The organism is Paraflavitalea sp. CAU 1676, from assembly GCF_029223285.1.
Classification (GTDB): domain Bacteria; phylum Bacteroidota; class Bacteroidia; order Chitinophagales; family Chitinophagaceae; genus Paraflavitalea.
On the sequence record NZ_JARHUJ010000004.1, the window covers coordinates 438770 to 462565 of the forward strand.

Annotated in this window: 24 protein-coding genes and 1 tRNA gene; 17 read left to right on the forward strand and 8 right to left on the reverse strand. The window is 49.4% G+C overall.

What is annotated here, in order from left to right; all coding sequences use genetic code 11:
- Positions 1-115: 115 nt before the first annotated feature.
- From P2H89_RS14715 to P2H89_RS14745, 7 genes are all read left to right on the forward strand, one after another.
- A complete protein-coding gene (locus P2H89_RS14715; protein WP_275828061.1) occupies positions 116-328 on the forward strand; it encodes a YwbE family protein in 213 nt (70 codons plus the stop codon).
- 69 nt (positions 329-397) lie between these two features.
- Positions 398-1135, forward strand: coding sequence for a methyltransferase domain-containing protein (locus tag P2H89_RS14720; RefSeq protein ID WP_275828063.1), 738 nt, complete (start codon positions 398-400; stop codon positions 1133-1135).
- Between the two features lie 54 nt (positions 1136-1189).
- Entirely contained in the window at positions 1190-1774 is a 585-nt protein-coding gene (locus P2H89_RS14725) for a Crp/Fnr family transcriptional regulator (RefSeq protein WP_275828065.1), read from the forward strand.
- 58 nt (positions 1775-1832) lie between these two features.
- A complete protein-coding gene (locus P2H89_RS14730) occupies positions 1833-2636 on the forward strand; it encodes a DUF2306 domain-containing protein (protein ID WP_275828067.1) in 804 nt (267 codons plus the stop codon).
- A 77-nt stretch (positions 2637-2713) separates the two neighbouring features.
- A complete protein-coding gene (locus tag P2H89_RS14735; protein ID WP_275828069.1) occupies positions 2714-3040 on the forward strand; it encodes a hypothetical protein in 327 nt (108 codons plus the stop codon).
- 92 nt (positions 3041-3132) lie between these two features.
- A complete protein-coding gene (locus tag P2H89_RS14740) occupies positions 3133-3372 on the forward strand; it encodes a hypothetical protein (RefSeq protein ID WP_275828071.1) in 240 nt (79 codons plus the stop codon).
- A 262-nt stretch (positions 3373-3634) separates the two neighbouring features.
- A tRNA-Met gene (locus P2H89_RS14745) sits at positions 3635-3708 on the forward strand.
- Between the two features lie 739 nt (positions 3709-4447).
- Here the strand turns inward: P2H89_RS14745 and P2H89_RS14750 are convergent.
- The 4 genes from P2H89_RS14750 to P2H89_RS14765 all read right to left on the reverse strand — a co-directional run bounded on the left by P2H89_RS14750 (position 4448) and on the right by P2H89_RS14765 (position 7240).
- The gene (locus tag P2H89_RS14750) at positions 4448-5644 is read right to left on the reverse strand and encodes a pyridoxal phosphate-dependent aminotransferase (RefSeq protein ID WP_275828073.1); all 1197 of its coding nucleotides are present in this window, start codon (positions 5642-5644) and stop codon (positions 4448-4450) included.
- Positions 5645-5745: 101 nt separating this feature from the next.
- Positions 5746-6192, reverse strand: coding sequence for an SET domain-containing protein-lysine N-methyltransferase (locus tag P2H89_RS14755; protein ID WP_275828075.1), 447 nt, complete (start codon positions 6190-6192; stop codon positions 5746-5748).
- Between the two features lie 143 nt (positions 6193-6335).
- Positions 6336-6782: a DUF1573 domain-containing protein gene (locus tag P2H89_RS14760; protein WP_275828077.1), complete on the reverse strand. Its 447-nt coding sequence runs from the start codon at positions 6780-6782 to the stop codon at positions 6336-6338.
- 14 nt (positions 6783-6796) lie between these two features.
- Complete coding sequence (locus P2H89_RS14765) at positions 6797-7240, reverse strand: DUF1573 domain-containing protein (protein WP_275828079.1); 444 nt, start codon at positions 7238-7240, stop codon at positions 6797-6799.
- Positions 7241-7381: 141 nt separating this feature from the next.
- On the opposite strand from P2H89_RS14765, the gene P2H89_RS14770 reads away from it, so the two are divergent.
- The 4 genes from P2H89_RS14770 to P2H89_RS14785 all read left to right on the forward strand — a co-directional run bounded on the left by P2H89_RS14770 (position 7382) and on the right by P2H89_RS14785 (position 11645).
- The gene (locus P2H89_RS14770) at positions 7382-9775 is read left to right on the forward strand and encodes an alpha-ketoacid dehydrogenase subunit alpha/beta (protein WP_275828081.1); all 2394 of its coding nucleotides are present in this window, start codon (positions 7382-7384) and stop codon (positions 9773-9775) included.
- 67 nt (positions 9776-9842) lie between these two features.
- Positions 9843-10463 carry a trimeric intracellular cation channel family protein gene (locus P2H89_RS14775; protein WP_275828083.1) on the forward strand — a complete coding sequence of 207 codons (621 nt, stop codon included), beginning with the start codon at positions 9843-9845 and terminating at the stop codon, positions 10461-10463.
- 23 nt (positions 10464-10486) lie between these two features.
- Positions 10487-11287 (forward strand): PhzF family phenazine biosynthesis protein, encoded by an 801-nt coding sequence (locus P2H89_RS14780; protein WP_275828085.1) that lies wholly within the window; start codon positions 10487-10489, stop codon positions 11285-11287.
- 40 nt (positions 11288-11327) lie between these two features.
- Positions 11328-11645: a hypothetical protein gene (locus P2H89_RS14785; RefSeq protein WP_275828087.1), complete on the forward strand. Its 318-nt coding sequence runs from the start codon at positions 11328-11330 to the stop codon at positions 11643-11645.
- A 107-nt stretch (positions 11646-11752) separates the two neighbouring features.
- On the opposite strand, the gene P2H89_RS14790 is transcribed toward P2H89_RS14785, so the two are convergent.
- A complete protein-coding gene (locus P2H89_RS14790) occupies positions 11753-12475 on the reverse strand; it encodes a YebC/PmpR family DNA-binding transcriptional regulator (RefSeq protein ID WP_275828089.1) in 723 nt (240 codons plus the stop codon).
- A 162-nt stretch (positions 12476-12637) separates the two neighbouring features.
- Entirely contained in the window at positions 12638-14059 is a 1422-nt protein-coding gene (locus P2H89_RS14795; RefSeq protein WP_275828091.1) for an amino acid permease, read from the reverse strand.
- Between the two features lie 262 nt (positions 14060-14321).
- Here P2H89_RS14795 and P2H89_RS14800 point away from each other — a divergent pair, with 262 nt between their 5' ends.
- The 3 genes from P2H89_RS14800 to P2H89_RS14810 all read left to right on the forward strand — a co-directional run bounded on the left by P2H89_RS14800 (position 14322) and on the right by P2H89_RS14810 (position 17908).
- Positions 14322-15851 (forward strand): dicarboxylate/amino acid:cation symporter, encoded by a 1530-nt coding sequence (locus P2H89_RS14800; RefSeq protein ID WP_275828093.1) that lies wholly within the window; start codon positions 14322-14324, stop codon positions 15849-15851.
- Positions 15852-15922: 71 nt separating this feature from the next.
- Positions 15923-16681: a VTT domain-containing protein gene (locus P2H89_RS14805; RefSeq protein ID WP_275828095.1), complete on the forward strand. Its 759-nt coding sequence runs from the start codon at positions 15923-15925 to the stop codon at positions 16679-16681.
- Positions 16682-16687: 6 nt separating this feature from the next.
- Positions 16688-17908 carry an MFS transporter gene (locus P2H89_RS14810; protein WP_275828097.1) on the forward strand — a complete coding sequence of 407 codons (1221 nt, stop codon included), beginning with the start codon at positions 16688-16690 and terminating at the stop codon, positions 17906-17908.
- A 113-nt stretch (positions 17909-18021) separates the two neighbouring features.
- Here P2H89_RS14810 and rsgA read toward each other — a convergent pair whose 3' ends face one another.
- On the reverse strand, positions 18022-19083 hold the full coding sequence (gene rsgA / locus P2H89_RS14815) for a ribosome small subunit-dependent GTPase A (protein ID WP_275828099.1): 1062 nt from the start codon (positions 19081-19083) through the stop codon (positions 18022-18024).
- Positions 19084-19434: 351 nt separating this feature from the next.
- Here rsgA and P2H89_RS14820 point away from each other — a divergent pair, with 351 nt between their 5' ends.
- The gene (locus tag P2H89_RS14820; protein WP_275828101.1) at positions 19435-20439 is read left to right on the forward strand and encodes a glycosyltransferase family 9 protein; all 1005 of its coding nucleotides are present in this window, start codon (positions 19435-19437) and stop codon (positions 20437-20439) included.
- 71 nt (positions 20440-20510) lie between these two features.
- On the opposite strand, the gene P2H89_RS14825 is transcribed toward P2H89_RS14820, so the two are convergent.
- Entirely contained in the window at positions 20511-20903 is a 393-nt protein-coding gene (locus P2H89_RS14825; RefSeq protein ID WP_275828102.1) for a VOC family protein, read from the reverse strand.
- Positions 20904-21009: 106 nt separating this feature from the next.
- Between P2H89_RS14825 and P2H89_RS14830 the strand changes: the two genes are divergently transcribed.
- Entirely contained in the window at positions 21010-22089 is a 1080-nt protein-coding gene (locus P2H89_RS14830; protein WP_275828104.1) for an Ldh family oxidoreductase, read from the forward strand.
- 258 nt (positions 22090-22347) lie between these two features.
- Positions 22348-23661, forward strand: coding sequence for an aspartate kinase (locus tag P2H89_RS14835; protein WP_275828106.1), 1314 nt, complete (start codon positions 22348-22350; stop codon positions 23659-23661).
- Positions 23662-23796 lie beyond the last annotated feature (135 nt).

Sequence of the window (23796 nt, forward strand, 5' to 3'; positions counted from 1 at the left end):
GTTGGCTAAGGTAAGTAATAATGAACGGTGGTGGCGCCGGGCGCCCGTTCGGCAGATCAGTTTTCGGAAAGAGAAAACCCTTCAATAATTTTACAGGCGAAAAACAGCAAAGTAAATGGACGGACAATACAGGAAAGACATCTATCCGGGTCAGGAAGTGGCCATTATCCTGAAGAAGGACCAGCGAAGCGGCAAACTAACCTACGGCATCGTGAAAGACCTGCTTACCTCGGCGGCTTATCACTCCCGCGGCATAAAAGTACGCCTCACAGACGGGCAGGTGGGCCGGGTAGCAGAAACCGATGTGGTAGACCCAGATGGGGAATAGGGGAGGAAGCAGGCGATCGATTCTTTAAGAATGTAGGGAGTAGAATTTCAACCCACATTCATTAAAGACATGTCGCTTGGACTTGATCGAAAGAACGCGATTTCGTATATTGTAGAGATGAAATTGTTGTCAGAACAAGAGTTGATTTGGTCGGATGTGGTGGCCAACAACCGCATGAACCGAAAGCGAAAAGCCAGTGGAGTTAATAGTTATGAGAAAGAGCTGGGTTTTAAGCCGGAAACTTTCCTGAATGCTTGTTTAGAGATTCAGGACAAGGTTAAATGGCTGGATCTGTGTTGCGGTGAAGGTGGAGCATTGTTGCAATACGCAGAAGTGGTGGCAACCCAAAACCGTCAGAGTCGTGCATTGCTTAAAGGAATTGATCTGGTTGATCAGTTCCTGCCAATACCTGGTAATATTACCTGTTTGGAGTACGAAGTCAGATCATTAGTGGGCTGGGCGGTAGATGATCAATATGATCTGGTTACCTGTGTTCATGGCTTGCACTATATCGGAGATAAGTTGAAAGTGCTGCAGAAGGCATGTAAAGCAATAGCTAATTCCGGATTGCTGATTGTTAACCTCGATTTGAAGAGTATTAAAGTGGAAGGCGATCCTGCGCATCGGTATTTAAGGGATCTGTTTAAGAGGGTCGGCATTCATTATGATTTCCGAAGAAAGATAGTGCGTTGTGAGGGGCGCCGGGAATTGGATATCGAATTAATCTATCAGGGCGCCAACGACATGGCCGGACCCAATTATACCGGACAGGATGCAGTCGACTCCTATTATGCTGTGAAAAGCTAACAGCATCAATTGCGCGACTACAGATATCTGTATATTTAGCGTAAAGCCTTACCAATGCAGCACTATTACGACGCGCTATTCAGCTATATCACTCAGATAATTGAGATTCCTGAGCATGACAGGGCGCAGTGCCGGCAAACCTTTAAGCCATTACGCGTGGCGAAGGATACCCTGCTCGATGAAGCAGGGAAAATCCCAACCTATCATAATTTCATTGTTTCGGGCTATATGCGGAAGTATTATGTGAATGATAAGGGTGAGGAAGTAACCGTTGACCTCAATAACGGACCCCGTTTTTTTACCTCCTATTATTCATTCGTGAAGCAGACCATTGCCGAAGAATACATACAGTGCATCACTGATTGCGAGATACTCAGGATTACCAAGGCCGATGCGGATAGCTCGGCCAAAACAAGCTACACGCAAAAAGATTTCACGATAAAGCTGTTTCAGCAGATACAGGAAGAAGATAGAGAGCGGATGAATGATCTGGCAACACTAACGGCCGAACAGCGGTATGTAAAACTCGTAAAGGAATGTCCCAATATCATCCAGAATGTTCCTCTTAAGTATATAGCCTCCTACCTTGGCATAAAGCCTGAGAGCCTGAGCCGTATCAGGCGGGAGATGATTTCTTAACAATTGTTAAGTGGGGTTGGCGGTTGCCGAAGTTATCTTTAAAGATCACTTCATTGCCATGAAACAAACCCCTTCAATGCTTTCTGTTCGCATCTTCAGAAATGTTACCCGTTTTTGGTTCATCACTACATGGTTGGGCCAGTTGGCATTTGTGTACTATATCCTGATGATGTATTACCGTTCCTTGCTGCAAAGCAATCCTGAAAGGTGGAATACGGTAAACTCCCACTTCTATATCAAAGGAGATATTACAGGCAACCTGGTCTTTGGGTTGCATGTGGTGCTGGCGGCAATAGTGACGATCCTTGGACCGCTGCAATTGGTAGGCTGGGTGCGCAAAAAAGTACCGCGGTTACACCGTGTTAGCGGCAGGATCTACCTAATAACGGCGGTGCTGATCAGTGCGGCCGGATTGTACCTCACCTGGGTGCGAGGTGCCGTCGGTGGACCGTTCAGTTCTGTGGCCATAACGATAAATGGATTGCTTATATTGGTCTGCGCCACTTTTACAATTAAGTACGCTGTTCAACGAAATATTAAGGTACACAATCAATGGGCGGTTCATCTGTTTGTGGCGATGAGTGGAGTTTGGTTTTTTCGGGTATTCTTTATGTTATGGATGGTCATTCACCGGGCGCCGGTAGGTTTCGAGCCGAAGACCTTTACCGGTCCGTTCCTCAATTTCCTCGGTGTGTTTGTTTATATATTCCCCCAGATCATCGTCGCCTGGTATTTCAAGTCCAGATTTTCAGATTCAGCAACGAATAAATGGTTGTTCTCCTTTGTTCTTTTATTGCTCACGCTCGGCACAGCCATCGGTACTTTCGGAGCGGTTATGGGTATGTGGTTGCCGAGGATATGATAAAGCGTTACATATTGACGGAGAAAATTGTACATTAGATTTATGACACAGCAGGAGTTTTTTGAAAACTATTAGATATGAATTACCAGGAAATGAACTTGAACATTAGGTTTGATGCGCCGGAAGAAATTTGGGAGAAGGTACCGTTGATTTATGAACAACTGGACGGTTGGTTAGGATTTAGTACCGGTACCGCGGGAAGCCAGGCGGGAATTCCTTATTGGTTTGCCTTTTGTGAGAATGAAAAACATGTATCAGCCTCCGCTGAACCCAGCGGACTTCAGTTTAGTGCACTTATGGAAGATAGCGAATGGTTAGTTTGGGTTATCAGAATTAAGGAAATTGCCTCAAGGATGTTGGGCTATAAAGTAGGAGAAATCGAATTGGGGGAAGTTGATTATTGATTGACAAACCTAGCGGTGCACTAATGTATGCGACAATAAAGCAATCATATCTGATAAGCCCACCTGGAGTATAAAAGTTTCTTACATTTTTTATGAATGAACTATCCCTCATTTCAGAAAGCCTGGCGAGTTTACAAATCTTGGCAAGGAAAGAGGTTATTTTTCTGGAAGATCTACCTAAGCAATTCAGGCGCGACATGCAAAGTTATATTGTTGGGGAAACATTATCCTTGCGGGATGGAAAGATGGCAATTGGCCGAAATCTTTATATGAGGTGGCTTCTGAAAATAAATACAAAAGGATTTGACTATGAAATAGACTGGAAGGAATGAAAGTTGTAGAAAATTTTTCAAAGGTCAACTCGCTTGGAAAAACCGTTTCGAAACAGAACCCATTCAAAATCTTTGCATCAGGTCAAATGCAGGCTGATCTTTTTGACATTCTTTGAATTAAGTTTTTGCCGAAAGCTGTTTTTAGCTATTTTTGCAGCCCGTTTGACGCACTTGGGTGATAAAACGGAACCTTGGGACACCAACTTCCAAGGATTTGTGACCCTGAGGTGATGGGTTCAATTCCCATCCTCTGTAAAAAAATGGCGAGGTAGCTCAGTTGGTTAGAGCGCAGGATTCATAACCCTGAGGTGATGGGTTCAATTCCCATCCTCGCTACAAAAAAAGCCTTCACGAGAGTGAGGGCTTTTTGCATGTATGGATCTCATTTTCCGGACGATCTGTCGCGTAGATGTAAACTCTTGGCGTGTCCCCAGCTTCAAAATGCCCAATTCTGGAACAGATCCATAAGATAACTGCCCTAAGGTTTTGGTGCACCAAATGGGCCGGGGGAAAGCTCCCAAATTCGCCTCATTCAGCCCCCAAACAGATACTAGCTACCTGCTCCCTGTTAGCTGTATAGATACTCCGAGGATGGTGTATGTCTGCCGTAAACCTAAAGTAAACCTAGAGTAAACCGCAAGTAAAGCGAGAGTAAACCGCAACAGGGAATTTTCCACCCTGAAGAGGTCCAAAACCCTGTTCCTGGCCCAAAATCACCGCCACGTGGCAGGCGATTCGCCAGGATTTCTGGAGAAAAGTAGTTTGATATAGATGATTGATAATCACTGCTTCTAAGTTACGACATCCTGCGGCCATTACCGCCAGCAAGCCCCACCCAAATCTTTGCAACAAGGTGGAGTATTGGATTGTGGAAAGCCATGTCCCCAATGCCCCCTGCCACCTTAGCGACATCCATGGGCAGTAGCCACCCCCAAGGCCCCATCCATGCTCAATCGCCCCGCACGCCCTTTAAATCACCCCCATAAGCCACCCCACACCTCCCCACAAAAAATCCCGGACGGCCTTTCAGCCATCCGGGACCAGTATTTACAGCCATTAACGACAATAATTGAGCTTATTTCTTCCTGCCAGGATATACTTTCAACGCTGCCTCCAGACAATCCATCGCTTTATTGAGGTCATCCACATTCAACACATAAGCCAGTCGCACTTCGTCGAGACCGAGTCCTTTGGTACCATAGAATCCGGTAGCAGGCGCCAGCATCACCGTTTGCTGCTCATGGTTGAACGACTCCAGCAACCACTGACAAAATACATCCGCATTATCGATCGGCAGCCTCGCAATGGCATAAAAAGCGCCACCGGGATTCGGACAAAATACACCCTCCATCGCATTCAGCCTCGCCACCATCGTATCCCGGCGTTTCTTGTACTCTGCTTTCGTGGCATCGAAATAATCTTCGGGCAGATCAACAGCCGCCTCACCCAGAATCTGAGCAAAAGAGGGAGGGCTCAATCTTGCCTGCGCAAATTTCATCGCCGTATCCAGTACCTGCTTATTGCGGGTGATCAACGCACCAATACGGCCGCCACAGGCGCTGTAACGCTTGGAGATCGTATCCATCAATACCACATTCTCTTCAGCACCCTGCAAATGCATGGCACTGATGTGCTCGCCCTCATAACAGAACTCACGGTATGCCTCATCGGCAAACAGGTATAAATTATGTTTGATGATGATCTGCTTCAGCGTTTCCATCTCTTCCTTGCTGTACAAATAACCGGTAGGGTTATTGGGATTGCACAACACGATGGCCTTGGTCTTCGGACCGATCGCCTTTTCAAATTCGCTGATAGGAGGGAGGGCAAAACCACTTTCGATGCTCGAAGTGATGGGTTTTACTACTACATCGGCTGCTACGGCAAATCCATTGTAGTTGGCATAGAATGGTTCGGGAATGATTACTTCATCACCGGAATCCAGGCAGGCCATAAAGCCAAACAGGATGGCCTCAGAACCACCGGTAGTAACGATGATCTGCGTATGATCGATCTCGATACCCCTTTTCTTATAATACTCCACCAGCTTACGGCGATAACTTTCGTTACCCGCACTGTGACTATACTCCAGTACTTTGAAATCGGCATGACGCACCGCATCCAGCGCCGCCTTCGGCGTTTCGATATCTGGCTGTCCGATATTTAAATGGTATACTTTGACACCTTTCTTTTTAGCTGCTTCGGCATAGGGAACCAGCTTACGGATGGGGGATGGCGGCATAGCCTGCCCACGATGACTTATTGTTAACATGGCGCAAAAGTAAGGAGGTTTCCCTATTCAACATTTCTGATACGGGTTAAGCGGCCGCTAATACCGCCCCAACGAGCATACTCCGCCCCTCACCCGGTCGCTCAAATAAACCCCTTGCAGTTCTTTGCACCGCACTGGCAGGGCAGCTTGCCGTCATGGTGGGTTTCGCCATAATTGCAGGTAAGCTCTTCGTTTACCTTAATAGGCCGAAGGGCATAAAACTCCACCCGCCGGTGAGTAAGGCGCATATACGTGTTGGGATCGCAGGAATGATTGATATAACGCAGTTCATTACTATTTACAGAAGCATTCAGCGCCTCGCCGTTGTCAAACTCGACCATGGCCACCCGCTTGGTTTGGGCGGTGATACGCCGGGCCTCCCGGATGGTAATGATCACGCCACCCAGGTCGCCGATCTTTTTACGGGCCGGGATCCGCTGCTGGGCATAGGCGCCCTGTCCGTCGATTTGACTCTTGGCTACTTTTATGGGATAAAATACCCGGTATTCGGGCGTCGAAAGCTCTTTTTTCTTCCTTCCGGAACTCATGGGCTGGTAATTAAGGTGTTAACCCAAAGCTACGATAATCAATTTGTTAGAAGGCCCTTGAATCCATCACCATCCTCCGCCATTGCCCAAAAAAAATCCCCATAGCTTAGCTATGGGGATCATTATCAATAACTTAGTGAAGGTTATTTGCTCTTCCGGGAACCTTTCTCTTTTTCGTATTTAGCGAAGTCTACCTCGTTCAATACTTCACCGGTGATCCTGATCTCCATAGGAGTATCGATACCAGCTACCTTGATGGTGATGCTTTTAGTGAAAACACCCAACACCTGGGCATTGAAACCGGCAGTGATCTTGTCTTGCTTGCCTTTGCCTACCGGAGCTTCAGGCTTTACGGGCGTCGTGCAACCGCAGGAAGCAATGGCCGACTCGATCACAACAGGTTTGCCACCTGCATTGCTGAAAACGAAGTCGTAGGTTACAGGAACATTTTGCTTGATCTTACCGAAATCGTGTGTTATTTCTTTGAATTTCAACACGTCGGCAGCTTTCTGACCAGATGTGGCAGGTGCCTGTGCAAACATGGTTACGGACAACAGAAGGGCGCTGGCTGCCAAAAGGAAACTTTTCATATTCAATTGTTTTTTTAATGTTTTAGTAATGTCAGAGACGCATTTTCCGGTGCAGAAGTTGTCGGTGCTTTATAAACTGTGCCGGAAATCACGATGGTTTTCGTTTGATTATTGTTATACACAATAGTCACTGTTTTGTTGAACTGGCCTTCCAAGGCCGCATTGTAACCCACCTTGATGGTGGTAGTGGCACCTGGTTGTATCGGCTCACGGCTCCACTCGGGAGTAGTACAGCCACAGGATGCCTGCACATTATCGAGCCGCATAACTTCTTTGCCTGTATTCTTCACTTCAAATACATGGGTCACCGGACGTGCCTGGGGGATTTTCCCGAAATCATAACTGGATTGCTTCAGGCTCAGCACATCGGCTGCGGGGGAGCTGTTATCTGGCGCCGTTTGTGCCTTTGCTGCAGTCGCTAATCCAGCGATCAGGATGAATGTTAACCATTTTTTCATACTAGTAGGATTTGGTTAGATACCCTTCAAAATTACATTTTTAACGTACTTAGAGGTAATTATTTTTACCCCTAATGACATTTTTTTAACATCTGCGCAAACCCCCGCTTTTTGGGGGCATTTAATCTATACTTTTACATCATGGAAAACACGATTCACAACCCATTGCTGACCAGCGAGAAGCTCTCTTTCGACAAATTCCGGGAAGAAGTGCTTCGCGATTACCGGTTGGCCTGTGAAAGCCGGGAAGTCAGTCTGTTAGGTCGCAAAGAAGTACTCACCGGGAAAGCCAAATTCGGCATATTCGGCGATGGTAAGGAAGTTGCGCAGATAGCCGTAGCCAAGTTCTTTAAACCGGGTGATTTTCTGTCTGGCTACTACCGCGACCAAACCCTCGCTTTTGCCACGGGTCAGGCAACCCTCGAAGAGTTTTTCTCGCAGTTGTATGCCGACCCCGATGCGGCCAACGATCCCCACAGCGCCGGCAGGCAAATGAACTCGCATTTTGCCACCCCCAATGTGGATAGCAACGGCAACTGGCTCGATCTTGTGAATCGTAAAAACATAGCAGCCGGCATGGCCCCCACAGCCGGTCAAATGCCCCGCTCCCTGGGTTTCGCCCTGGCATCAACCCTCTTCCGTCATTCCGAAGCGCTGCAGGATATGCATGAGCTGAGCGATAATGGCAACGAAGTTTGTTTCTGCACCATCGGCGATGCCTCGACCTCCGAAGGGCATTTCTGGGAAACCGTCAACGCCGCCGGCGTATTACAGGTGCCCCTCGCCGTATTCGTTTGGGATGATGGATACGGGATCTCCGTACCCCGTAAATACCAAACCACGAAAGGCTCCATCTCCGAAGCCCTCAAAGGCATGCAGAAGAAAGACCATACCAATGGATTCGATATCTATAAACTAAAGGCCTGGGATTATGCCGGCATGTGCGAAGTGCTGGAATCGGCCATACAAAAGATCCGCAATACGCATATCCCCGCCCTCTTCCATGTAGAAGAAGTAACCCAGCCGCAAGGCCACTCCACCTCCGGCAGCCACGAGCGCTACAAAAGCCCCGAGCAGCTGGAATGGGAGCGAGAGTGGGATGGCAACAAGAAGTTCCGTGAGTGGGTACTCGAAAACGAACTGGCCAGCGAAGACGAACTCCATGAGATCGAAATAGCGGCCAAAGAACTGGTGCGCGACAGCAGGAACCATGCTTGGGAAAGGTATATGACCCCCATCCGGCAGCGGGTAGCGCAATGCGTAGAACTCATAGACTCGCTGATCGCACAGGGTGCCGATGTACATGGTGAAATTGAAAAAGCCAGGGCCGAACTGGCCTCCAACCGCGAGCCGCATCGCAAAGACATTCTGCAAACACTGCACAAAGTGATCTCGGCCGCCGGTGATTCCCTGATGATTGCAGAGGTGAAGGCAATGTATGCCACGCTTAAAAAGGAAGGATACCAGTCTTACAATACCTATCTCTACGACGAGAGCCCGAAAAGCCCCTTGAACGTCAAGGCAGTAGAACCCGAATATGCACACGATGCACCGATAGCAAACGGGTACGAGATACTGAATAAATATTTTGACGGACTCTTCGGCAGCAACCCCAAAGTGCTGGCCTTCGGCGAAGACGTAGGTAAGATCGGCGACGTGAACCAGGGCTTTGCCGGCCTGCAGGCAAAATATGGCGAACACCGCATTTTCGATACCGCCATCCGTGAGCTCACCATCATGGGCCAGGGCATCGGCCTCGCCATGCGCGGCTTGCGCCCCATTGCCGAAATACAATACCTCGATTACCTATTATACGGATTGCAACCCTTGAGTGATGACGCCGCCAGCCTGCACTGGCGAACCAAAGGCCGCCAAAGCTGCCCCATCATCGTGCGCACCCGCGGCCATCGCCTCGAAGGGATCTGGCACAGCGGATCGCCCATGGGCATGATGCTGCATTCGCTCCGTGGTTTACATATCTGCGTACCGCGCAACATGGTACAGGCCACCGGCATGTACAATACCCTGCTGGAAGGAAATGACCCGGCCATCGTCGTTGAATCGCTGAATGGTTACCGGCTCAAAGAAAAAATGCCTTCCAACCTGCTCGAACACCGCGTGCCACTGGGCGTGCCCGAGATCGTGAAAGAAGGCACCGATATCACCGTGGTATCTTATGGTTCCACCCTGCGTATTGCGCAGGAAGCAGCGGTAGTATTGGAGAAGGAAGGCATCAGTTGCGAAGTGGTAGACGTGCAAACGCTGCTGCCATTCGATATACACCACATGATCCTCGACTCGCTGAAGAAAACAAACCGCATCTTGTTCGTCGACGAAGACGTACCGGGCGGTGCCTGCGGTTACATGTACAATGAAGTCATGGAAAAGCAGGGTGGTTATCGCTGGCTCGATGTAGCACCACGTACCATCACGGCACAGGCGCATCGCCCCAGCTATGGCACCGATGGCGACTATTTCAGCAAACCCAATCTCGAAGAGATCATCGACACGATACGCGAAATGATGGCCGAATAAGCCGTCCCCGGTTATTGGAACTTATGGTGCAGAGTCTGGTTGGTAGCTGATATAATGCCGTGTATACATGGAGTATAATTTCCTGAACATCATTGATATCCTCGGTACCATTGCATTTGCCGCATCTGGCGCCTTTTCGGCAATGGAGCGCAAGCTGGATCCGTTCGGAGTGGTAATACTGTCCTTTGTAACCGCCATAGGTGGCGGTACCCTGCGCGATATGCTGATCGGCAATACCCCCGTAGCCTGGTTGCGCAACGAGGTAACCGCTCTCGTCATCCTGGCCACCGCATTCATCACCTTGTTCTTCGGCCAGTATGTAAAACAGTTTCACAAAACCCTTTTCCTGTTCGACGCCATGGGCCTGGGAGTATTCACCCTCATTGGGGTAGAGAAAGGATTGCAGATGCACCTCAGTCCCGGCATCTGTATAGCACTGGGTACCATCACGGCCTGCTTTGGCGGGGTGATACGCGATGTATTGCTCAATAACGTGCCATTGATCTTTCAGCGCGAGATCTATGCATCGGCCTGCATCATCGGTGGCAGCCTTTACCTGTTGCTGCAACAAACGCCGCTGAACGACGATATCAATGCCATACTGGCCATCATCATGATCGTGGTAATCCGCATCGTTGCCATCCGTTACAAGCTGATGTTGCCGAGGGTCTATGAGAATAGAATGTAATTGAACCAATCAAACCTTACTGTATGAATCTTACACTGTACCAGGTGGATGCTTTTACCGACAAACTATTCGGCGGCAATCCCGCAGCCGTGATCCCCCTTCAACAATGGATCGCCGATGAAGAGATGCAGCAGCTGGCATTGGAAAACAACCTCAGCGAAACGGTATTTTTTGTACCTGCACCAGCCGGCACTACCGGTTACGACTACCATATCCGTTGGTTTACCCCCGCTACCGAGATCAACCTGTGCGGGCATGCAACCCTGGCATCGGCCTGGGTACTCTATAATCTCCTGGGGTTTGATAAACCGACGTTGTGTTTTCATTGTCTCAGCGGTCTCCTCACCATCACCCGCGAGGGAGATCTTATTACGATGGACTTCCCCGCCTGGGAACCTCAACTTTTAAAAGACTTTCCCGCCGATCTCGCCGTGGCCCTCAACTTTGTTCCCATCAAAGAAGTGCACAAACACCGCGACTTCCTGGTTGAGTTGGAGAATGAAGAAGCTGTACTTAAATGCCAGCCCGATTTTGTGCGCCTCAAACGCATGGGTGAAAAAGTGATCATCACAGCGCCCGGCAGCAATGGGGTGGATTTTGTATCCCGCTTCTTTGCCCCGGTCGTAGGCGTGGATGAAGATCCTGTAACCGGATCGGCGCATGCTCAATTGATCCCGTATTGGGCCGGAAAGCTGGGAAAGACTAACTTGCGGGCGAAACAGCTGTCCAAACGCGGAGGAGACCTCTGGTGTACCTTTGCAGGAGAGCGAGTTACCATTGCAGGTAAATGTGTATTCTTTATGAAAGGTGAGATCACGACTTAAAGATGCAACCTGTAAACCCTAAAGATCAAAATTAGTTTCCGTGTTATCAGCCAAAGAAAAGCGATTCATCAAATCATGGGAAGAGCAGCGTACAGGCGGCCGTGCTTCGTACTTCGCGCTGTATATCCCAGTACTTACCATAGTTAGCGCCATCATCACCGCCTTTCTCTTCTCGATGTTCGCCATCGTGAGTTCCAATCTACTTATATCGATCGCCGTCATTAGCCTGGTGGCTGGCATCTCATTGTCAATCCTTTCCTGGTTCAGGAATGAAAAGAAGTGGAAGACCATCATCCGCCGCGAGATAAAGCAAGGCCAGCAACAGGACCACGGTGCGGCCGATGCATCAAAAAACTGATATTTTCTACTACATCCCTGAAAAGAATATCCGGCTGAAATGAAAATGGCCGACCAGCACGGTCAGCCATTTCTTATAAGGTCTACAAGGAAAGCCTTGCAGCATGATTAAGCGAGGTTGTGGAATACCTTCTGAACGTCTTCGTCCTGCTCCAGTTTGTCAACCAGTTTCAGCAGGTCCTGCGCTTGCTCTTCGCCCAGCTCTACCGGAGTACCGGGAATCCATTCCAGTTCGGCGCTGATGGGCGTGATGCCTTTTTCTTCGAGCGCTTTCTGCATATTACCGAAATCGGTAAAGCCTACGCGGATCACCAGAACGGCTTCGCCATTTTCACCAGTACCTTCACCCAGCTCTTCCAGGCCGAAGTCGATGAGTTCGAGCTCAAGATCTTCCTGGTTCATGCCTTCTGGCTTCAGTTTAAACACACCCATCTTCTTGAACTGGAAGCTCACGCTGCCGCTGTTACCCAGGGTGCCATTGCCTTTGTTGAAGATAGACTTCACGTTGGCCACGGTACGCACGTGGTTGTCGGTAGCCGTTTCTACCAGGATGGCTACGCCATGAGGTCCGTAGCCTTCATACAGGATCTCCTCATAGTTTTCCATTTCCTTACCCTGGGCGCGCTTGATGGCGGCTTCAACCCTGTCCTTGGGCATGTTCACGCTCTTGGCGTTCTGCACACACCGGCGCAGGGCAGGGTTGGTGCTGGGATCGGGACCGCCGGCTTTAACGGCGATGGCGATTTCCTTGCCGATACGGCTGAATTGCTTGGCCATTTTGTCCCAGCGGGCAAACATGGTAGACTTACGTACTTCAAAAATCCTACCCATAAACTATTGATTACTGATTTCGTTGATATTATTGATGGTCCTGAGCCCCAAAGATAGCCGGGTGGGGCCGTTTCAGGGCTGCAAAAATAAAACAAGCTGCTGGCATAAAAAAACGTCCCGGAGATAGTTCCGGGACGTTTTTTTATGCTGGCCGGGCCAGGCTTATAAAGTGTTGAGTTTACTGTTCTTTTTGCTGTAGCTAAAGTAGATCACTAAACCAATGATCATCCAGCCGAGGGCGGTCAACTGGGTAACATGGTCGAGCGACACGATCATCGCCGTACAAACCAATACACCCATGCTCGATACGAAAGGAACGGCCGGTGTTTTGAACGGACGCACCACTTCGGGGTTCTTTTTGCGCATGATCCATACGCCTATGCTTACCAGCACGAAGGCGAACAGCGTACCGATACTGGTAAGGTCACCAGCCATACGGCCAGGAATGAAACCAGCGAAGGCGCCTACGAAAACAAACAGGATCCAGTTTGATTTATAAGGAGTTCTGAACTTTGGATGCAGGTCGGCAAACACTTTGGGCAGCAGGCCGTCGCTACTCATGGAGTAGAACACGCGGCTCTGGCCAAGCAGCATCACCAGGATCACAGAAGAGAAACCTGCGAGGATGGCGATGGTAACCAGTGTTTCGAGCCAGGCATGGTTGCTCATGTATGTTTTGATCGCATAAGCTACAGAAGCTTCACCACCCTTGTTCTGGAAGTCGGTGAAGGGAGCTACGCCGGTGAGTACCCAGGAGAACAATACATAAAGGATGGTACAAACGACGAGCGAACCGAGGATACCGATAGGCATATCTCTTTTGGGGTTCTTGGCTTCCTGTGCAGCAGTAGATACCGCATCGAAACCAATGAACGCAAAGAATACGATAGCCGCACCACGCAATACACCAAGGAAGCCGTGATTGAACTTATCGGCGTACGAGTAATGCGTTCCGTCGGGCAGAATAGCATCCGGATGGTCAGCAGGGATGAAGTAAGGAATATGATTCTCAGGCTTCATGTATTGCCAGCCTATCGCGATAAAGATCAGAACGATCGCAACTTTAACGAATACGATGATGGCGTTCACGATCGCTGATTCTTCTGTTCCTTTGATCAGGAGCAGCGACAACAGCAACAGGATCAACAGGGCGGGTGCATTGAAGATACCGGTATGCAATACACCACTGGCGTCTATAGCAGACTCCAATGGCGAGTGGCACCATTCATATGGAATTGCCCCCCCCAACAAGTTGTTTAAATATTCACTCCAGGCAATAGATACAGTAGCGGCGCCCAAGGCGTATTCCAGTACGAGGGCCCAGCCGATGATCCAGGCCACCAGCTCACCCATGGTAGTATAAGCATAGGTGTAGGCACTGCCCGCGATGGGGATCATGGATGCGAACTCTGCATAGCATAAACCTGCGAAAGCGCAACCAACAGCTGCAATGATGAATGAAATGGTAACAGCAGGGCCAGCATGTCCACCTGCTGCTGCTGCGGTCCGTACAAACAGACCGGCGCCAATAATGGCGCCAATACCAAGGGCAACGAGGTTGCCTGCGCCGAGGGTTCGTTTCAAGCCTTTTTCTGAATCGGCTGCCTGGGCTAAGAGGGCGGTTAAAGATTTTTTCCTAAATAAACTCATACAGTTGGTTATAGTTTATTATGTGACCAAAAATTGATAAATAAAGGCGGAAAGATAATGATTTAATCTATTTGGACTATTTTAAAATGAGCCATTGGAAAGGATTTGGGGCGAATGGTAACTACGTTCATCGGACACATTGTTATTTGCCTTTATGCCTTATATTGCAGGCCATTACCCAATAAGAATTGCCTTCATGAAGAAAAACAGGCTCACGATTTATATTCTGATCTCAATGGTGATTGGCGTGTTGGTAGGTTACCTTATCAACTTGTTCGGAACTGGCAGTTCAATTACCTATGCCCCAGCTAAAGACTTCACCGGTAAAGACACGGTTACACTTGTTGTTTCTGGTAAAGAAGTAAAACAATATATAACTGTCGTTAAGGATTCAGCCACTTATAAAAGGCTAAAAGATAGTACCGAAGCTGGTACCTGGCTGGTAGTTTCCAATTCCAAAGGTGAGTATACGCCCGCGGCTATGGAGTCAACAGGAGCGAACCTTCGGGAGATCAAGAAAAGTCCGGCTCATGGAGCAGCGTCCATCTCGGCTGTTCAATCGTTTTCCGACAAGATAAAGCTCCTCACGACCATCTTTCTGCGCCTGGTACAAATGATCATTTCCCCGTTGGTATTTTGTACCCTCGTTGTGGGTATTGCTAAACTTGGTGATCTGAAAACAGTCGGCAGGGTAGGAGGCAAAGCATTGCTTTGGTTTATTTCCGCGTCATTGATGAGCTTATTGCTCGGCCTGTTATTGGTGAACTTCTTTGAACCAGGAAAAGCCATCAGTGGTCAGACAGGAGTAGACATGGCTGGTGCGCAGGATTTGATCGGAAAGACGCAGGAGTTTTCGCTTGCCAAGTTTGTGGAACACGTGTTCCCTAAAAGTGTGATTGAGGCCATGGCAACCAACGAAGTGCTTCAACTGGTAGTATTTAGTATCTTTTTTGGGGTAGCTACAGCCAGCCTGGGCGAATATGCTAAGCCTGTGGTGAAAGCACTGGACGCCGCCGCTCATATCATATTAAAGATGGTGGGTTATGTAATGAACTTTGCGCCGCTGGGCGTGTTCGGGGCCTTATCGGCCGTTATCGCCACCAAGGGCCTGCAGATCTTCGTTTTTTATGGGTATTATTTATTATACTTCCTGATCGGTATTGCGTGTTTATGGGTTATTCTGCTGGGAGTGGGATATATGATCCTTAAACAGCGCCTGTTTCACCTTATTAAACGGATCGCATCACCCATGCTGATTGCGTTTAGTACCACCAGTAGTGAGGCTGTATTTCCCAAATTGACACAGGAACTGGAAAAGTTCGGATGTAAAGACAAGATCGTTTCTTTTATCCTGCCCCTGGGTTATAGCTTTAACCTGGACGGCAGTATGATGTATATGACCTTTGCCAGTATCGCCATCGCACAGGTGTACGGAATTCACCTGCCGCTCGCCACCCAACTTACTATGCTCCTTGTGCTCATGCTGACAAGTAAAGGCATTGCAGGAGTTCCAAGGGCGTCATTGGTGGTGGTTACCGCAACATGTGCTATGTTCGGCATACCACCCGAAGGCATTGCCCTCATCCTGCCAATTGACCATTTCTGCGATATGTTCCGTACAATGACCAACGTGGTGGGCAATGCATTGGCCACCAGCGTCGTTAGTAAGTGGGAAGGAGAACTGGGGCCCGAACAGGCCGGTGAGGTGGAGAACCTGGCCGCCTGACCGGTGCAATCCAATTGATCCGCCTATGCAAAAACCTAAACACCAAATACCTAATCTTTTAAGTACGTTGTATGAGTTTGCTGGACCTGATCTTATTGGATTTTCACTGGAAACAATTATTAAACCCACAATTCTATATTGAGAACGGCGGTTTATGGCTCCTGCTGTTCGTGGTATTTGCGGAGACCGGACTCTTCGCCGGTTTCTTTCTGCCCGGCGATTCCCTGCTGTTCGTAGCCGGCATTTATGCCCACGAAGGGGAAGGCGGCAAGCCCGGCATCACCCACGAATTACTCCAATTACTCGGAATGGGTCACGTTCGCAACGAATGGCTCGACCTCATCATCCTGTGGCTACTCATCTCCGTCATGGGTATATTAGGAAATATGGTAGGCTACTGGACCGGGCGAAAGATCGGACCGGCCATGTACACCTGGAAAGACAATATGCTCTTTAAAAAGCATTACCTGCATCAGGCACATGATTTCTACGAGCAACGCGGTGGCAGCGCCATCGTGATCGCCAGATTCCTCCCCATCATCCGCACATTCGCTCCCATCGTAGCGGGCATCGTGGAAATGGACAAAAAGAAATTCACCTACTATAATATTATCGGTTGCCTGGCCTGGGTGTTCAGCATGCTCTTCGCCGGTCACTTCCTCCAAAAATGGATACTCTCTTCTTTCGGTTTCGACCTTAAGCAACACCTGGAAATAATTGTAATAGGCATCGTACTGGTAACAACTGCACCAGTTCTTTATAAACTGTTCTTTGGAAAAAAGAAAGCCGGGGCAGATAAACTTCCGCCAACAAACCAAACGTCAGAATAAACTGCCATGCAACAGAAACCTGCTTCTGTTTTTAACATTGCTGTCATTGTAGCTGCCCTTGGATATTTCGTCGACATTTATGATTTACTGCTGTTCAGTATTATCCGGGTACCCTCATTGCGATCGCTGGGCCTTAACGATGCCCAGATAGCTTCCGATGGTCTCTTTATCATAAATATTCAAATGCTCGGACTCCTCTTCGGGGGCATCTTCTGGGGCATTTTAGGTGATAAGAAAGGGCGCTTGAAAGTACTCTTTGCTTCGATCATACTCTATTCACTGGGAAATATCGCCAATGGATTTGTACAAAACGTAAATCAATATGCACTGGTTCGTTTCATTACCGGCTTTGGTCTGGCGGGCGAACTCGGGGCAGGCATTACGTTGGTGAGCGAGCTGCTGCCTAAAGAAAAGCGTGGTATCGGTACTTCACTCGTAGCGGGCATCGGACTCACCGGTGCCGTAGTGGCCTTCTTCATCAAGGAGATGTTCGATTGGCGCGTATGTTACTTTATTGGTGGTGGACTTGGCTTTGCCTTATTGCTGCTGCGAGTAGGCGTGTTGGAATCCGGCATGTTCAAAAGCATCAAGGAATCCAAAGTGGCCAAGGGTGATATCCGCATCTTATTTAATAATGGTAAACGTTTCCGCAAATATCTTTACGCAATCCTCATCGGTTTACCAACCTGGTACGTAATCGGCATACTGGTCTCCTTCTCCAAAGAATTCAGTGAACACATGGGCATCGACGGTAAGATCGACCCCGGAAAGGCAATCATGTTTGCTTATGCTGCCATCTCGATAGGCGATATCGTGGTAGGGTTGATCAGTCAGTGGTTCCAGAGTCGTAAAAAGGCGTTGTTCCTGTTCTACGGGCTCACAGCCATCGGCATCATCTGGTATTTTAATCTTGAAGGCAGTACACCCAATTCCATGTACGCAGCCTGTGCACTCCTCGGTTTTGGTACAGGCTTCTGGGCCATCTTCGTAACCATGGCTGCCGAGCAGTTTGGAACCAATATCCGGGCAACAGTAGCCACCACAGTACCCAACGTAGTGCGGGGAGCCCTGAACCTCGTGTCGCTCCTGTTTGTAGGATTGCAGGCCTCGCTAGGCTATGTAAAGAGTGGCCTGGTAACCGGTATCGTAGTGATGGTGATAGCCATAGTGGCTGCGTTATTTACCGAAGAGACTTTTCATAAAGATCTCAATTACATAGAGGAATAAATATCTCCAACAATAGTATAAAGCGATGCCTCCCCCCGGGAGGCATCGCTGTTAATAGCCAGCTATACTGGTTGCCGTTTCGTGAACATCTGCCTGTGCAATCGATCCGACTGTTAATACTTGGTATCCTTCCGGTGCCTGACAACCTGCTTGCTGATCTTGCCGCAGTGTCGTTCATGCCGCTTTTTATCGGCCGCACTGGCCTGGAAATGGTGCTGCTCCCGCAACAGCTTCAGGTAACTGCGGTATACCAGCCCGGGTAGTGTGCCATTGCCCGCTGCGGCAATAACAGCACAGCCTGGCTCATGCTGGTGCGTGCAATCGCTGAAGCGGCACTGTGTTGCCAGTTCATCTATCAGCGGATGATAAGTTACACTGGCGCCTTCTTCATGCGTAAGACCAAACTCCCGCATGCCCGGTGTGTCGATGATCATGCTTCCATTGGGCAATGATACCAGGTTCCTGGAGGTAGTAGTATGCTTGCCCTTGTTGTTGGCAGTGCTGGTGGCGCCTTCTTCCTGCAATCGATAACCCAACAGGCTGTTCAATAGCGTGCTCTTACCAACGCCCGATGACCCCATCAACACATACGTGTGCTGAGGCAACAAATGTTCCCGGCTCCACAGCTCCTGCCACTCATTACTGAGGGCGCTGGTGAGCAGTACCGGACACTGATAACCTAATTGTTCCACGGCTTCACGAAATGCCTCCGCATTGTCCGTGAGGTCGGCCTTGTTCAACACCACGATGGGGGGGATGCCACATTGAACCACCTGCTGCAGGTAACGCTGCACCCGCATAAGGTTAAAGTCACGGTCGAGCCCCTGGATAATAAAGGCCCCATCGATATTGGCGGCCAACACCTGCCGGTCGCTTACAGACCCCGGCGCTTTACGGCTTAGCTCATTGATCCTGGGCAATACCTCTATAATGATACCTTCCTGGTCGTATCGTTTAAACACGACCCAGTCACCCACTTTGGGTAAAGCTTCCGGCTCGCGGCTGTTCAGGAGTGCGCCAGCCAGCAGCGCATCGAGCGGGCCGGTATCGCTGATCAATACATGCTTAAAACCCTGTATCGCAGCCAGCCTGGCAGCTTCGAAACCCTGGGATTGAAAAGATTGGAAATGCTGTTCGAAATGATGATTCCATCCGTACGACTGTAATGTCGACATGATAAATGAAATTGACGTCATGCTGGCCTATAGGAAAACACAGGCATAACCCATTAAATAAATAGGTGGGAAACGTAGACGCAGGTAATTAAAAGAGTGGGAAGCAAAACGCTTCAGGGCCTGCGTTAGGCTGCAATGATCGGCAGCAGATGATATGATAGATGGCGTGTCATCAGGTACGAAGTTACACTTTTTTGCTTAGACGGTATACGCGCTGAGTGTCACCAAATTCGGGTATTCGGACAATCCGAATCCGACAGGGCCTGGCCCTTTCCCGTTCAACTTTCCCGGCTTACCTTCGCACGAATTTGGCAGGTTGCAATCTTCCAATCTATTCGTTTAATTCGTGTTATGAAATTCCTGATCATCCGTTTCTCATCCATAGGTGATATTGTGCTGACTACGCCGGTAGTGCGCTGCCTCAAAAAGCAGGTACTCACCGCCGAAGTGCATTACCTCACCAAACCGGGCTTTCGCACGATACTCGGGTCCAACCCCTATGTCGATAAGATCCATTACCTGCAGGATGATTTCGACAGCATGATCGCCACCCTGAAAGAAGAAGACTTCGACTATGTGATCGACCTCCACCACAACCTGCGCACCCTGAAAGTAAAGAAGGCCCTGGGCAAAAAATCATTCTCCTTCAATAAACTCAACGTCGAGAAATGGCTGCTCACCAATTTCAAGGTCAATAAACTACCCGATGTACACATTGTAGATCGTTACCTCGATACCCTGCAGTCGTTCGGTGTGCACAACGATGGCGCCGGGCTCGACTATTTCATTCCCGAAGCCGACCAGATCAAGGAGAACGATATTCCCGCTGCTCACCATGCCGGCTATATTGGCGTAGTGATCGGTGCAGCCCTCAATACCAAGAAGTATCCACTCGAAAAGCTTAAAGCACTTTGTGCCTCCATCAATCATCCCATCATATTATTGGGAGGTAAAGAAGATGCCGCCAATGGCGATAGCATCGCGCAAACCGACCCGGTGAAGATCTACAACGCCTGCGGCAAGTTCAACCTCAATGAATCGGCCGACCTGGTGAGAAGAGCGCGGTTGATCATCAGCAACGATACCGGCCTCATGCATATTGCCTCGGCATTCAACAAGCCGATCATTTCCTTATGGGGTAATACCGTGCCGGAGTTTGGTATGTATCCTTATATGCCCGGCAGGCAGTCCTTGTACGATATTGTGGAAGTGAAAGGACTATCATGCCGCCCCTGTTCCAAGATCGGATACGATAAATGTCCGAAGAAGCATTTCAAATGCATGGAACAGATACAGCCCGAATCGGTCCTTGAAAAGGTCAATGCACGGCTGGGCAGGCAAACTGCAAAGGGATAACGCCAGCAACATATGCACCGTTGCTTACGCGTTACGCTCCGCCTGTCACCTTTAATAATAATATTGGCCATTTAGCCCATCGGTGTGCACACCTCGATCAGGAAGCCGTCGATATCTCTCGCGTAAGCCACCGTTTGTCCCCAGGGCTTTTGCGCAGGTGGCTGAATGATAGTAGCGCCGGCATTTTCCGCCACCTTGAGTGTTTGTTCAACATCATCGGTTACAAATCCGATCTCGATGGCAAAGGGCTTATTGGCAAGCTTGCTTTCAAGAAAGCCGTCTTTGAGATTCGAGCTGGCCAGCACAATCGACGCAAAGGAAAGGGTAGTAGTGCCGGTGTTCAATTCTCCATACTCATTGCCGGGAGCAATGAATTTTCTTTCAAAGCCAAAGGCCTTTTCGTAGAACTCGATAGACTTTGTTACATCCTGCACATAAAGGATCGTATAGCCAAACTGAACCATAGTAAAATGAGTTGAGGGTCAAAAATAACAATTTCACTGGCAGCCGGCACCAAACTTTTACAGAAAGAATATCCCGAAAAACCTTGAAACATCTTAGCTTGCGCCTATGGCAGAAACAATATTCAGTTACGCAAGGTTGGTCGAATTTACCAAAGCGATATTCATAAAGATCGGTTGCTCCGAAGCAGATGCCGATATCGCTACGAAAGTGTTGCTATCGGCCGACCTGCGTGGCGTAGACTCACATGGCGTGGCCCGCCTCACCGGTTATGTTCGCCTGTGGGAGGCAAAGCGTGCAAATACGCAGCCCAATATCCGCATCATTCACGAAACACCCTCTACTGCGGTAGTAGATGGCGATGGCGGCCTCGGACTGGTCGTAGCGCCTTTTGCCATGCAGGTAGCCATCGATAAAGCAAAACAGGTGGGCACCGGTTGGGTAAGCGTGCAAAACAGCAACCACTTCGGTATAGCAGGCTATCATGCTATGATGGCGCTGCAACAGGATATGATCGGCATCGCGATGACCAATGCAAGTCCCCTGGTAGCGCCAACCTTCTCGGTAGAGCGCCTGCTGGGCACCAATCCCATCTGCGTGGCAATACCCGCCGGAGAAGAGCCAGCCTTCGTAGCAGACCTGGCTACCACCACGGCCGCCAATGGCAAGTTGGAAATACTACAGCGCAAGAGTAAAGAAACACCATCGGGCTGGGTGCAGGACAAAAACGGACAGCCTTCTACCAATCCGCACGAACTGAAATCCGGCGGCGCCTTACTACCCCTCGGTGGAGACCGCGAGCACGGTAGCCACAAGGGATATGCGCTCGGCGCCGTAGTCGATATATTCTCGGCCGTGCTGAGCGGCGCCAACTATGGCCCCTGGGTACCTCCTTTCCCCGCATATGTACCAATGCCCACCGAAATGCCCGGCAATGGGATCGGTCACTTCTTTGGTGCCATGCGTGTAGACGCCTTCAGGCCCGCTGATGATTTCAAATTCCACATGGATAAATGGATACGTCGCTTCCGCAGCGCAACACCGGTGGCCGGCGAAGAAAAAGTATTGATACCGGGCGACCCTGAACGCGAAATGGAAACCAGCCGCCTGCAGGAAGGCATTCCGTTGCTGGACGTCGTAGCTGAAGACCTTACCTCGTTGGGCCAAAAGTTCGGTGTTACCCTGTAGGGCAGCACTTCACGCTATCGTAAAACGGATTACCCATCGGGCAGGAGAGGTCATAATACCCTGATTATCGACTTTATAGATAGACTAAAGAAGCGAGGTTCAAAAAGGCCCTGAGGATTCTTGCCGGATAAGTCCGGGATTTCCTAAATAAGGGGTCCGAAATGGCATTCTCCCTTATCTTTGCGCCTGCTTTGCAAAATTATTTTCCCACTAAAAAACTCCGCCAGTAGCGGAACAGGAGAGTAAACCATGAAAATTATGAAATTCGGCGGTACCTCGGTAGGTAAGCCGGAGCGTATGCATCAGGTGGCAGAACTGATCACCAAAGATGCAGAATCCAAGATCGTAGTGTTGAGCGCCCTTAGTGGAACAACCAATTCACTGGTTGCTATCGGCGACGCGATGGCTTCAGGCGATCGTGAAACAGCCAAACAACAGATTGATAAACTGGAAGCTCATTACCAGGCATTTATTCCCGAACTGGTGAAGACCGATGCTGCCCGCGCCAAGGCAAAGGCCATCATTGCAGAGCATTTCGAATTTCTGACCATCATACTCAAGATATCATTCAGCGAAGCGTTGAGCAAGGACATCCTGGCCCAGGGCGAGCTGCTTTCTACCAAACTCTTCAGTGTGTACCTCGGCGAAAAGGGTATCGACCATGCCCTGCTGCCTGCACTGGAATTCATGAGCATCGACATCCACGATGAGCCGCAGGTGTCTGCTATCAGAGCCAAACTGATGCCCATCCTGGAGCAAAACAAAGACAAGAAACTCTTCATCACACAAGGCTATATCTGTCGCAACGTACGCGGTGAGGTAGATAACCTGAAGCGTGGTGGCAGTGATTATACAGCATCCCTGGTGGCAGCTGCCGTGAATGCATCCGTATGCGAGATCTGGACAGATATCGACGGCATGCACAACAACGACCCCCGGGTTGTAAAGAAAACGGTTGCCATCGAGCAACTGAGCTTCGAAGAAGCAGCCGAGCTGGCTTACTTCGGCGCCAAGATCCTGCACCCCACCTGTATATGGCCCGCACAACAACAGAAAGTGCCGGTGAAACTGTTGAACACCATGCAGCCCGAAGCGGCCGGCACCGTGATCACCCAGGAAGCCGGTTCTGTAGGCGTAAAAGCGGTGGCCGCTAAGGATGGCATCATCGCCATCAATATCAAAAGCAGCCGCATGCTGCTGGCATATGGGTTCCTCCGCAAGATCTTCGAAGTGTTCGAGAAATACCGTACGCCCATCGATATGATCACCACCTCCGAAGTGGCTGTGTCTGTTACCATCGATAGTGGTACGCACCTCAAAGCGATCGTCAAAGAACTGGAACCCTTCGGCACCATCGAAGTGGAGCAGGATCATACCATCATCTCCGTAGTAGGTAACGAAATTGCGCAAACGCAAAACGTACTGAGCAGGCTGTTTGAAGCCCTCACACCCGTACCCGTGCGGATGGTTAGCTACGGCGGCAGCAAGCACAACGTATCCATCCTGCTGCCTTCTTCCTTCAAAACTCAGACCCTGCAATTGTTGAACAAGGGACTGTTTGGTTTGGAATAAGCCATAGATTGTAAAATTCTATCATAAAGCGTTGGGAGTGGCATTTGTCATCCCAACGCTTATTTTTTGTCCCTGCCAATCACTCCCTGATATATTATACATTTTACTACTGTAGTCCGTAGTTGTACGGGGTAA

Excerpts from the sequence above, each read along its gene's own strand:
- P2H89_RS14735 (WP_275828069.1), top strand. The coding sequence starts at position 2,714 with ATGAATTACCAGGAAATGAACTTGAACATTAGGTTTGATGCGCCGGAA.
- P2H89_RS14760 (WP_275828077.1), bottom strand. The coding sequence starts at position 6,782 with ATGAAAAGTTTCCTTTTGGCAGCCAGCGCCCTTCTGTTGTCCGTAACC.
- P2H89_RS14720 (WP_275828063.1), top strand. The coding sequence starts at position 398 with ATGTCGCTTGGACTTGATCGAAAGAACGCGATTTCGTATATTGTAGAG.
- P2H89_RS14835 (WP_275828106.1), top strand. The coding sequence starts at position 22,348 with ATGAAATTCGGCGGTACCTCGGTAGGTAAGCCGGAGCGTATGCATCAG.
- P2H89_RS14805 (WP_275828095.1), top strand. The coding sequence starts at position 15,923 with ATGAGTTTGCTGGACCTGATCTTATTGGATTTTCACTGGAAACAATTA.
- P2H89_RS14730 (WP_275828067.1), top strand. The coding sequence starts at position 1,833 with ATGAAACAAACCCCTTCAATGCTTTCTGTTCGCATCTTCAGAAATGTT.
- P2H89_RS14765 (WP_275828079.1), bottom strand. The coding sequence starts at position 7,240 with ATGAAAAAATGGTTAACATTCATCCTGATCGCTGGATTAGCGACTGCA.
- P2H89_RS14790 (WP_275828089.1), bottom strand. The coding sequence starts at position 12,475 with ATGGGTAGGATTTTTGAAGTACGTAAGTCTACCATGTTTGCCCGCTGG.
- P2H89_RS14755 (WP_275828075.1), bottom strand. The coding sequence starts at position 6,192 with ATGAGTTCCGGAAGGAAGAAAAAAGAGCTTTCGACGCCCGAATACCGG.
- P2H89_RS14770 (WP_275828081.1), top strand. The coding sequence starts at position 7,382 with ATGGAAAACACGATTCACAACCCATTGCTGACCAGCGAGAAGCTCTCT.
- P2H89_RS14725 (WP_275828065.1), top strand. The coding sequence starts at position 1,190 with ATGCAGCACTATTACGACGCGCTATTCAGCTATATCACTCAGATAATT.
- rsgA (WP_275828099.1), bottom strand. The coding sequence starts at position 19,083 with ATGTCGACATTACAGTCGTACGGATGGAATCATCATTTCGAACAGCAT.
- P2H89_RS14800 (WP_275828093.1), top strand. The coding sequence starts at position 14,322 with ATGAAGAAAAACAGGCTCACGATTTATATTCTGATCTCAATGGTGATT.
- P2H89_RS14750 (WP_275828073.1), bottom strand. The coding sequence starts at position 5,644 with ATGTTAACAATAAGTCATCGTGGGCAGGCTATGCCGCCATCCCCCATC.
- P2H89_RS14740 (WP_275828071.1), top strand. The coding sequence starts at position 3,133 with ATGAATGAACTATCCCTCATTTCAGAAAGCCTGGCGAGTTTACAAATC.
- P2H89_RS14775 (WP_275828083.1), top strand. The coding sequence starts at position 9,843 with ATGGAGTATAATTTCCTGAACATCATTGATATCCTCGGTACCATTGCA.
- P2H89_RS14780 (WP_275828085.1), top strand. The coding sequence starts at position 10,487 with ATGAATCTTACACTGTACCAGGTGGATGCTTTTACCGACAAACTATTC.
- P2H89_RS14830 (WP_275828104.1), top strand. The coding sequence starts at position 21,010 with ATGGCAGAAACAATATTCAGTTACGCAAGGTTGGTCGAATTTACCAAA.
- P2H89_RS14810 (WP_275828097.1), top strand. The coding sequence starts at position 16,688 with ATGCAACAGAAACCTGCTTCTGTTTTTAACATTGCTGTCATTGTAGCT.
- P2H89_RS14715 (WP_275828061.1), top strand. The coding sequence starts at position 116 with ATGGACGGACAATACAGGAAAGACATCTATCCGGGTCAGGAAGTGGCC.
- P2H89_RS14820 (WP_275828101.1), top strand. The coding sequence starts at position 19,435 with ATGAAATTCCTGATCATCCGTTTCTCATCCATAGGTGATATTGTGCTG.
- P2H89_RS14825 (WP_275828102.1), bottom strand. The coding sequence starts at position 20,903 with ATGGTTCAGTTTGGCTATACGATCCTTTATGTGCAGGATGTAACAAAG.